We start from the raw sequence: 10,221 nt of genomic DNA, 5'->3' as shown, positions 1-10,221 counted from the left end.
TAAACGAATATGTACAGACATAGTTTTCCTTTAGTTGACTGGGCCTTCTAGCAATGCTTTAGGGGGGCGTCAAGTTAAATTCAAAGCTGTAAAGCCTGCTCGCATTGGAAAGCAAAAAAACACGATTTTCGACAAGAATGGGGTCACTATAACTTCCCCCCTTCACAAACCAGCTGTGAAGGATATCCCCCTTATTGCGATCCAAAAAGTAGGTTTTCCCCTTTGTTGCCACGACCGTTAGCCAATCTCCATAAACCGCCGGAGAGGAGATCTCAGCTACATTTAAATTCTGTTCCCAAACAATCTCTCCGGAATCTGGTTTCAAAGAATAAACAATCCCATTCGCCGTTACATAAAGAGTCTCTTTATATAGAAGGGCATTATTGACATTCCCCATGGGAGCGACCCAAAAGGTTTCGCCATTATTGGGATTTAGGGCGAAAAGATGATTGTCCGCCGAAGTGACATAAGCCACCTGTCCGGCAACCAAGAGTGTGGCATCCACATCATGAAATTCTTTGGAGCGATCTCCCAACTGTTTGCCCCATTTCACTCGTCCATCTTTTGGGTCATGTGCCACGAGGGTTCCATCGGAATAACCGACCAAAATATTTCCGCCGACATAAACAGGATTAGCCGATTTGCGAACGGTAAAACCGAGATCTTTGGTGCGTTGACGGATTTGCCATAAAACAGTGCCTTTATCCGCATCCAAAATGGCCAACTCTTTACTCAAAGTGACAACATAAAGTTTGTTGTCATAATAAAGAGGCGCCGACATAATTTCCCCGTCAAGATTTGCAACCCACAACACTTTTCCTCTTACCTTATCGAGTGCATAAACATTTCCCTTCGTGTCGGGAACGAAGACAGTTTGATCGTGGATGGTTGCCTGTGCTTCAATTCCCCCTTGTGCTTGATAGGTCCAAATCTTTTTGCCACGGCTGATGCTGACCGCGTAAAAAAATCCGCGCTCCACACCGACATAAAGAGTGTCACCTTCCACAACGGGAGTTGCGAATTGAAAAGGGCGATGGTTCAACCATGAATTTTGTTTCAACTTCACGACCCATTTACGATGGACAAAAGAAGTGTCGACTTTAGAGTGAGTCGCGACTTTGGCTTTCGCTTTGGGTTTGACATGAACCTCGGCCTTGGCATGAACCACAGTTACAAATAAAAATGTCATCCCGACGAAAGTCGGGATCCAGAACTTTTTGAAATTGCTGGATTCCGGCGCCTGCCCTGTGCCACGACACGGGGTTCGCAGGAATGACAAATACGGGGGTTTTAGAGGTGCACTTAAGAACCTTTTTGTAATTTCAACCATAACAATTGTTCCTCAATGGCTTCCTGAAGTTCCGGATCGAGATTTTTTTCGGCAAGTAAGGCTTGATAAAGTGAATCTGTCTGTGGGTCTTTATCTAGTTGATGGCAACGGATGGCTTCGAAGCGGCTCGCCAGAGAGGCTTTATTCCCCGGTTCTTTCGCCGCGCGGTCAAAAAATTCAGCCGCTTTTTTATAATCTGCCTTAGCGCGATAACACGTTCCGACTTCTTGAAGGGCCAGAACCCTAAAATAAGTTTCTGCCCCGGCCTTTTCATAAGTCTGCTGAAAAGAACGAATGCAACTATCAAAATCAGCCGCATCACGCGCATTCCCTCCCAAAGCAACCAGAGCAAGAGTAGCGGCTCGCGTACCGGAAAAATCTTTAACCACTTTCTCAAGTCCTTCTTTTTTATTTTGGGATTCATAAAGGGCAACTTGGGCCTTTTTCTCCATTCTGCCCTGCCATGAAAGCCATCCTGCAATGCCACCAAAAAACGCAAGCCCCAGCACCAGAGTCAGCACAATTTCACGTTGATAGTCACTGACCCATCGCAATATGCGATGAGGAAGATCTTGTGGTTGAGATACGAGTAGTGACATGCGCCTCCAACTAACAAATCCATTTTTGGTTGGCAAGGTTAGATACTTCTTTTGTCATTCCCGCGCAGGCGGGAATCCAATCCTGATGTTGATAAAAACTGGATCCCTGCCTTCGCAGGGATGACAAAAAAGAAAATGAAATCGACGACGAGCAAAGAAAAAGTTATACTGCCTCCATGTGGTTGGAACTCCGTCTGAAAAGATTGAAAGCAAAGTGGCAACATCTTGAGGATTATTTTCGTAGCCTTCCCCAATCCAACGACATCGAACGTGTCACCGACTTCGCCCAATGCAAACATCCTGTTCTGATTCTATATGGTTTTGGCGCGACGAGGCGCAGTGTTTCCATTTTGGAATCGAGATTGCGCAAAGATGGTTTTGGTGTTTTTTCCGTCAAATTGGGGGGCCTCATGGATTTATTCAACACGGCTCCGATTGATGAAGTGGCGAAAAAGGTGGCCCAAAAAATTGAAACTCTGTGCGCACGCCACAACCTCCCCCGCTTTACCATCATCGGCTATTCAAAAGGAGGGCTCATCGGGCGTTATTATGTGAGTTATCTGGGCGGAGCCAAACGGGTTCATACGCTTATCACGCTTGCAACGCCCCACCGCGGAAGTCCTTGGGTTGTTGTGAGCAGTCTTTTTCTTGTGGGGCTTTTGTCAAAAGGTTTGCGCCAAATGCTACCCGCCTCACCTTTCATGAGAAAACTTGCAAAGACGCCCATTCCCGAAGGCATGTATGCCGTCTCCATTTCATCAAAAAAAGATAAGACGTGCCCGCCCCGCTTTAGTCAGCTCCCTTCACCTCTGCAAAGCTCTTCCGTCTACAACATCACGCTCCCTTTTTTGAATCACTCCGATTTTGTGATTAAGCCTTCGGCTTATTCTGAAATCTACAAACACATCATGGCTGGTTTGCAACACGCTGAGAATGTCTGACTTGAAGGTAGGCCACCACTTCCGCGGAAAAAAGCAGAATGTTTGCAACGTAAAAAATCCATAAAACTAGAAGCACAAAAGCAGTCAAAGAACCGTAGATCACGTTATAGCGGGCGAACGACCACAAAAAATACCAGCGAAAAAAATGTTTGGCGATAAAAATGCCGAGGGCAAAAATAGCCCCTCCAAACAGGACATATTTCCAACGAACACGATGATGAGGGATCAAAAAAACAACGAGCACAAAAGAAACAAAGGACAGAAGCATAAAAAAAAGTTTCCCTCTTAAAATAACTCCCAGAGGAAAATTAAGACCCAAATGAGTCAGACCCCGCGTAAAAAGATCGGCGGCGGTAGGGAGAAAAAAGAAAAAAGAAATAAACCCAATCAAGGCAATGGCAATAAGACGGGAATGGAAAAAATTACGCTTCTTCTCCGTCGCAAACACAACATCCAGCGCCTTTTCAATGGCTCCAAAAAGGAGGGTCGCAATAAAAATCAAAAAGACAAGCCCCACCACTCCGAAAGAACGCCTCTGTCCCACCACTTCATTCAAATTCTTCAGTAAAAAAACTTTTACTTGCGGAAGCAAATCGGCAAGAGCAGTGACCAGTTGATGATAAACTTCCTGCGAAGAACCGAGAAAAAAACCGACCAGAGAAAAAATAATCAAAATAATAGGGACAATGGAAAGCAGGGCGTAAAAAGAAATATTCGCCGCCAGAAAAAGATCGTCATGAAGAAAAAAATTTTTCAGAATGGTTGCAACGGGTTTCACTCCACTCCTTATAATATTGATTCGCGTCTACGGAAAGTCAAATGTATGGGTATCCCTTTAATATCCAATTCGTCTTGCAGTTGATGGATCAAATAACGCCGGTACGTTTCGGGAACGCCCTGCGGAAAATTGGAAAACAAAACAATGTGCGGCGGAGAAACTCCTACTTGCGCGGCGTAATAAAGTTTTACCGTTTTACCCTTATATAAAGGAAGAGGATGACCTTCCGCCACTTTCTTGAGCCATTGGTTGAGCTTCGGAGTGGAGAGACGTTTTTGCATCGCTTCACAAATGGCGTTGATGCTGTTCCAAATCTCTTCACACTGTTTTCCGGTTTTGGCCGAGATACACATGACGGGAATTTCATGCAATTCCCGAAGTTGTGGCCGCAAATCTTCGAGATATTTTTCCTTATTGGCTTTCATCAAATCCCATTTGTTAACCAAAAGCAGAAGCCCCTTTTTCTGTTCCCAAATTGTGTGGGCCAGTTGCAAATCCTGATGGGTTATCCCTTGCGTGGCATCAAGCAAAAGACAAACGCATTGACTGTCATCAATGGCGCGAAGACTCTGAATCACGCTGAATTTTTCCAAACGGGTTCGTGTGGCACTCTTTTTTTTGATCCCCGCCGTATCAACCACAACAAATTGTTTTCCCTCTCGCTCAACCAAAATATCAATCGCATCTCGCGTTGTGCCGGCTTCGTCATGTACGACAACTCTCTCCTGTCCTAACATCTGGTTGATAAGGGTTGATTTTCCGACATTGGGCCGGCCAATAATTGCCAAACGCATCGCCTCTGCAGGAAACTCGGGAGGTTTTTCTTCTTTGGGAAGTTTTTCGTAAATAGCTTCCAGCAAATCTGAAATGCCGCGCCCGTGCTCTGCAGAAACAGCAAACAAAGGTTTCGCGCCGACTTTATTGAATTCAAAAACATCGGTTTCATGGGCGGTCCTATCAACTTTATTGACGGCAAAAAAAATTGGCTTGCCTGCTTTGCGTAATTCTTTGACCAACGCTTCATCAACGGGATTCAAGCCCTCTTGCACATTAAAAAGACAAATCAAAAAATCGGCTTCTTTGATGGCTTCAAAAGCCTGCTCCCAAACTTTTTTGTTGAGGGGTTCTTCGGCGCCCGGAATCAACCCGCCCGTGTCGATGGCCATGAACGTGGCTCCGCGCCATTCCACCAAACCATAATGACGGTCTCTCGTAACGCCCGGTTGGTCATCCACCAAAGCCTGATATTTTCCGGTGAGCCGATTAAAAAGACGCGACTTGCCAACATTGGGCCGGCCGATAATTGCAATGACGGGATGAGACATAAGGGCGACATCCTTGACAAACTTGTGCTCAAAAGGCAAGTTCCTTAAAAATTGAAAAATCAAAACTTTGATCTTTGATTTTTAACTTTTGATTTTTTTTGGCTGGATAGCTCAGTTGGTGAGAGCGAGGGATTCATAACCCCTAGGTCGGCGGTTCGACTCCGCCTCCAGCCACATTAGAGAACCTCCCAATTTTATGATTTCTTTTTAAGCAGTTTGTCCAGATCGGTGTAAATTTCCGGCATCTCAAGAACTCTGGCAAATTCTTTGACCCATTTCCGAATACGAGACAGACTCAAGCGCGAATTGGATTCAATAATTGATACAACATCGGCCAAGTCCTGCTTGCGATGCGCAACTGCTTTCATAATCACCAAATCTTCCGGAGTCGGCAAGGGAATGGTAATTCCGGCCATCTTCACTTTTTGTTTGCGACGCATGCTTTCTTCCTCGAATGGCAAGCCCCCCAAAGAGATATCAACCTCCACTTTGCTTTCAATATGTTTCAAAAGTAGCATTCTAGTTCGTCGGGCAAAATGCAATGGATCAGGAATTCGGGAAACAAAACCAAATTGTGCACCGGATTCCAAAAAAGAAGCCCATTTCGATCCATCCAGCAAAATCATGGCATCAATGTCCTCTGTAAAACGGGGACGGCTTAGAAGCGAAACGGCAACACCCCCAATGATTAAGCCCTGAACCGGGCTTTTGCGAAACCAGACAAGCAAATCAGTGAGCGTTGCTTTAAAGGGATCTGATATTTTCTTTTTAACCATGATTTAAGAGATGATGTAGGCGGCTCCAATGCGTGTGTTGTCTTGTTTTTTCTTTGGGATTTTTTTTTGGTCGGGCAAACAACTTTCCTGCGGCAAACAAGACAAGAATTTGATGAAATTTTTGCTGAAATGAAACTTTTTTTCTCTCGCCATTTAGAAAGCGGGCTACTCCACGCCATCTTTTCAAGTAAGCACGCCCTTCTTTCCTTGTCATGATTCGTTTCATAACTGATTCAATAGTGCCTTATTGTCCCTATTTTCTCAAGATTTTTTCCAGTGCTTCGTAGGGATTCAGTTTGTCCGCGGCTACTTTTTCGACCAAGGTTTTCCATTTTTTCTTCGTCTCCAACTCTTTTTGGATCTTTTCTTTGAAGGCTTCTCCGCAGAGTTCCATAAACTGCTCACGGCGGATAGCGATTTGGTGCTGTTTGTGCGTCGGTTCGTTTTTAAGATGAGTCTGATGTTCCAACACGGATTTCCAAAGCTCCGTAACACCAACTCCCTTATTCGCTTCGGTCAATAAAACAGGAATGTCGCCTCCACGGGTCCATGGTTCATCATTCATGATCTTTTCATGGTCCCTAGTCCCTAGTCCATGGTCCATAGTCCTTTCTTTATCGCTGTTCGTTCCCATCGTGATCATCGACTGAAGCATTTGTTGCAACGAATGCGCGCCCTCTCTATCGGCTTTATTCACCACAAAAATATCGGCGATTTCGGTGAGGCCCGCCTTGATGGTTTGAATCGTGTCGCCTGATTCGGGTACCAACACCACCACCGTTGTTGTAACAAGTCCCATGATGTCCAATTCCGTTTGCCCCACACCCACCGTTTCCACAATGATCTGATCAAAACCGAAAGCATCGAGACAAACAATCGCATCATGTGTTGCGCGCGAGAGCCCGCCATGCGCGCCGCGGCTTCCCAGCGAACGAATGAAAACTCCCTCGTCCGTGGCATGACGTTGCATGCGCACGCGATCGCCCAAAAGCGCGCCGCCGGTGAAAGGACTCGATGGATCGATTGCAATCACACCAACGGTTTTTTTCTGACCACGCAATAAATGAATCAACTGGTCCACCAGAGTGGATTTTCCGGCCCCGGGCAAACCGGTGATTCCCAAAACGGAAGCGCCTTTCCTCTGTGCATAAAATTTCTTCAGGAGTGCAAGACTCCCCTCTTCGCGGTTTTCAATGCGGCTCAATGTTTTTGAAAGTTCTCTGAAATTTTTCATGGTCATGTGGTATCTAAAGTGAGATAATTTTTCAAGCTTATGTCCAAGAAACCACTTCAGATAATGGATGTCACTGTGCGGGAAGGAAGTTATGCCATCCAGTACAAATTCACCGCCCGACAAGTTGGCGAAATAGCACTTGCCATTGATACAGCGGGCATTCCCTACATGGAAGTTGGCAACGGAGGGGGCTTGGGTGTTCCCGATGAATATTATCGCGGGATCAAACCGCAATCGACCGATATCGAACAACTTCGCACCGCCAAAAAAAATGTCAAAAAATGCAAAATCGGTTTGATGGCCAATCCCTCCCCTTTCACGAAAAAAGAACATATTCAGGCCGTCAAAAAAGAGGTCGACTTTTTAAGGATCGCCGCCCGCATCGATGACATTGAAGCGGCAAGGGAGAATGTCGAAACGGCACGCACTTTGGAAATCCCCGTTTTCTTTCAGATGATGCGTTCTTCAAAGCGCTCCACCAAGGAAATTGTGAAGGCCGCAAAAAAAGCGGAAAGTTATGGCGCAAATGCGGTGTATGTTGTCGACACCATCGGTTGGTTTCTTCCTTCACAGGTGCGCGAAATTATTTTGGCTCTGAAGGAAACGGTTGCCATACCCATCGGCTTTCATGCCCACAACAATCTGATGCTGGCTGTGGCCAATTCTCTCGCGGCCGTGGAAGCGGGCGTGGAATATGTCGATGGAAGTCTTCTGGGTTTTGGGCGCGATGCGGGCAATGCACAACTGGAGGCTTTGGTTGCTGTATTGCAACGCACGGGACATCTCAAAAATGTAAATCTCGATAAACTTCTGGAAGCCGCAGATCAACTCATCGCACCGATCATGCCGGAGACGCAAGGCTCCCCTCCTTTGCAAATAGCTACGGCGCATGCCAATGTTTGTCTTTATCCCATCGACATCTACCAACAGATTGCCCACGCCGCGCAAATTCCTCTTCCTGATTTGATTAAAAAATTGGGAACCTATTCCGAATCGGAACCCGATATCGAAAGAGTACTCAAAGATTTAGGAAAAGATCCAAAAGAAATTTTCAAAAAATTAGGCCTTGCCTGACGAGGCCTTGGTTAAAACAGTCTCCAGAGACGAAACAATATACTCCACATCTTTTTCTTCCATCGCCACATGAAAAGGGAGAAACACGATTTTGTCATACATTGCTTCCGTGACCGGAAGAGTCACCATTCCAAAGCGGAGACGGTAAATGGGTTCCAGATGAAAAGCATACCAATGCGATAATCCAATTTTGAAACGCTGTGCCATTTCTAAAATAACGCGATGATAGTTTTTCTTAAGTCGAATCATGTAGTGGGTCACAACTCCGTCGCCCTGAATCTCCTGAAGCGCAACCTCTCCTTTTTTGATCAACGGTTTTAAAGCAGAATCATACCACTCTTTGACCTGTTTTCTTTTGGCGAGCAGTGCTTCCTTTTTCTTAACCTGTTCCAGCGCAATCGCGGCGCAGATTTCATTCATTTTAAAATTGTTGCCGAAAGTCTGAACCTCTTCATCGTTAAAGGGATTGAGGCCGTGGAACGCGATCGAATCTATTTTTTTCAAAAACTCCAGATCGTGCGACACCACCAAAGCCCCGCCAAAACCGTTAATCACCTTTGAGGGAGCAAAACTAAAAACAGACGCTCCGTGCGACGGAGGGTTGACTTGCCCGGCGCCCAGCCCATCTAATGTTGAACCGATGGCGGTCGTGACATCCTGAAAAAGAGCCACCTCGCCCCCTTTCTTTTCCAAACCTTTCACCAAGGGCAAAAGATCAATACATTGATTGACCGGTGTGAGCAAAATGGCGCGCGTTTTTTTATTCACGGCTTTCAAAGCTGACTTGATGTCCATGCAAAATGTGGCGGGATCAATGTCAACAAAATGCGGCGTGGCGCCGGCGGAAACAATGGCATTGGGTGCGGCGACATAATTATAGGAAGTGGTAATCACCTCTCCACCCTCCACACCATGTGCTTGCAAACAGGCTGTCAGCGCATTGGTTGCGTTGGAACAGCCGGTTGTATAGATGGGGAGTTCCTGCCATTTGTATTTGGAGACAAGATATTCAAGCAGAGGGTTTTTTTCAGGAGGCCGCGGGAAAAAAGCCTGAGTGAACTCACGGTTTAAAGATAAAATTGGACTATTTTTTCCTATGGCGAGATTAAGGTAGGGATTTTGATCCAGACGAGCGAGCAACTCGACAACCGAAATAATTTCATCCGCCCCTTCATTTTTTCCCCACTTTTTTAGATGGATGAGTTCTTCAATGAGTTCTTTGGTTTTCCCCTGTGGAGGATCTAAAAAAGAAAGTCCGAATAGATGACGAAATTTCATAATATCGAGGGGAACGACTCGCCACTTCGTGGCTCCTTCCCCCCGTACCCCTTTCATTCGCACCGGCAAAGCCGGATGCTCATTCACACGAGCCACAGTGTAACACAAAAACCCGGCCCTAAAAACACAATATTTACAAGCAATATCAATGGTTTGCAAAAATGAGTGTTTTTTTATTCCGCGCACGCAACTTTGGGGTGTCCCTCAACCGAAAACTTTAGTGAAGGGCAACAAGTCCGTAAAGGCGGACGGAGGATGCAAATATGTTAATACTTTTAGGGTGTGGAACGGCGGCATTAGTCATCGGCATCATAGGTTTGGCCGTTGGTGTTGCTGGCACGGGTTACAGCATATATTCATCCGGCAAAGCTGAAGACCGCGCAGAAAAACAAACAGCAGATTACAAAAAGGATGCGGAAGATGCGAAATATAAAAGTATGGCCATGGATCTCAAGACCATGAACCAAAATATTGAAATGCAAAAGCGGGCGCTTGCCGTGGATAACCGAGAACTTTTACAAACAGAAAGAAAGAAAAAATATAAAAACTATGGCCATCCCGTAGGGACGGCTTAAAAAAATGGGACCATGGATTATGGACCATGGACTATGGACCATAGACCATGGACCAGAATAGAGGAGGAACTATGATTTCAGCAGGATATATCGGAGGGGGAGAAGGGGTAACGACAATGCCACCGGCAGTAGCGCCAGCAACTGTGGTGCAACAGACGCCAACAGTCACTATCGGAACCAGTGGGCAAGTTGCTTTCCCTATGACTCCCGTTGATGGTAAAAATGAGGCGGTTCAAGGGGCACTCGTAAATAATTTAAATGCCCAGACATCAAAGCTGAATCAGCCTTGGTACCGAGATGTCAATTCTATC

The 10,221-nt window shown here is 45.8% G+C and carries 11 protein-coding genes and 1 tRNA gene; 5 read left to right on the top strand and 7 right to left on the bottom strand.

The window, feature by feature from the left end; all coding sequences use genetic code 11:
- Window positions 1-58 precede the first annotated feature (58 nt).
- Window positions 59-1,189, bottom strand: a complete 1,131-nt coding sequence (locus HY877_01760) for a PQQ-binding-like beta-propeller repeat protein (protein MBI5299008.1) — start codon at window positions 1,187-1,189, stop codon at window positions 59-61.
- Window positions 1,190-1,302: 113 nt separating this feature from the next.
- Window positions 1,303-1,929 carry a hypothetical protein gene (locus tag HY877_01755; protein ID MBI5299007.1) on the bottom strand — a complete coding sequence of 209 codons (627 nt, stop codon included), beginning with the start codon at window positions 1,927-1,929 and terminating at the stop codon, window positions 1,303-1,305.
- 176 nt (window positions 1,930-2,105) lie between these two features.
- Between HY877_01755 and HY877_01750 the strand changes: the two genes are divergently transcribed.
- On the top strand, window positions 2,106-2,870 hold the full coding sequence (locus tag HY877_01750; GenBank protein ID MBI5299006.1) for a permease: 765 nt from the start codon (window positions 2,106-2,108) through the stop codon (window positions 2,868-2,870).
- Here the strand turns inward: HY877_01750 and HY877_01745 are convergent.
- Both HY877_01745 and der read right to left on the bottom strand, forming a co-directional pair.
- A complete protein-coding gene (locus HY877_01745; GenBank protein MBI5299005.1) occupies window positions 2,836-3,648 on the bottom strand; it encodes a YihY/virulence factor BrkB family protein in 813 nt (270 codons plus the stop codon). The genes HY877_01750 and HY877_01745 overlap by 35 nt on opposite strands.
- A gap of 8 nt (window positions 3,649-3,656) precedes the next feature.
- Entirely contained in the window at window positions 3,657-4,973 is a 1,317-nt protein-coding gene (gene der / locus HY877_01740) for a ribosome biogenesis GTPase Der (protein MBI5299004.1), read from the bottom strand.
- 100 nt (window positions 4,974-5,073) lie between these two features.
- Between der and HY877_01735 the strand changes: the two genes are divergently transcribed.
- Window positions 5,074-5,147, top strand: a tRNA-Met gene (locus tag HY877_01735).
- 20 nt (window positions 5,148-5,167) lie between these two features.
- Here HY877_01735 and HY877_01730 read toward each other — a convergent pair.
- On the bottom strand, window positions 5,168-5,749 hold the full coding sequence (locus HY877_01730) for a nucleotidyl transferase AbiEii/AbiGii toxin family protein (GenBank protein MBI5299003.1): 582 nt from the start codon (window positions 5,747-5,749) through the stop codon (window positions 5,168-5,170).
- Between the two features lie 253 nt (window positions 5,750-6,002).
- A complete protein-coding gene (gene meaB, locus HY877_01725) occupies window positions 6,003-6,989 on the bottom strand; it encodes a methylmalonyl Co-A mutase-associated GTPase MeaB (GenBank protein MBI5299002.1) in 987 nt (328 codons plus the stop codon).
- Between the two features lie 33 nt (window positions 6,990-7,022).
- On the opposite strand from meaB, the gene HY877_01720 reads away from it, so the two are divergent.
- On the top strand, window positions 7,023-8,057 hold the full coding sequence (locus HY877_01720) for a 4-hydroxy-2-oxovalerate aldolase (protein ID MBI5299001.1): 1,035 nt from the start codon (window positions 7,023-7,025) through the stop codon (window positions 8,055-8,057).
- On the opposite strand, the gene HY877_01715 is transcribed toward HY877_01720, so the two are convergent.
- Window positions 8,043-9,422: a DegT/DnrJ/EryC1/StrS family aminotransferase gene (locus tag HY877_01715; GenBank protein ID MBI5299000.1), complete on the bottom strand. Its 1,380-nt coding sequence runs from the start codon at window positions 9,420-9,422 to the stop codon at window positions 8,043-8,045. The genes HY877_01720 and HY877_01715 overlap by 15 nt on opposite strands.
- Before the next feature lie 176 nt (window positions 9,423-9,598).
- On the opposite strand from HY877_01715, the gene HY877_01710 reads away from it, so the two are divergent.
- Together HY877_01710 and HY877_01705 are read left to right on the top strand one after the other, a co-directional pair.
- Window positions 9,599-9,910: a hypothetical protein gene (locus tag HY877_01710; GenBank protein MBI5298999.1), complete on the top strand. Its 312-nt coding sequence runs from the start codon at window positions 9,599-9,601 to the stop codon at window positions 9,908-9,910.
- A gap of 71 nt (window positions 9,911-9,981) precedes the next feature.
- A partial coding sequence (locus HY877_01705; GenBank protein ID MBI5298998.1) for a hypothetical protein occupies window positions 9,982-10,221 on the top strand: 240 nt, incomplete at its 3' end.

Source organism: Deltaproteobacteria bacterium (genome assembly GCA_016213065.1).
Lineage (GTDB): Bacteria > UBA10199 > UBA10199 > SPLOWO2-01-44-7 > SPLOWO2-01-44-7 > JACRBV01.
This window is presented reverse-complemented; position numbering and strand designations above follow the sequence as displayed.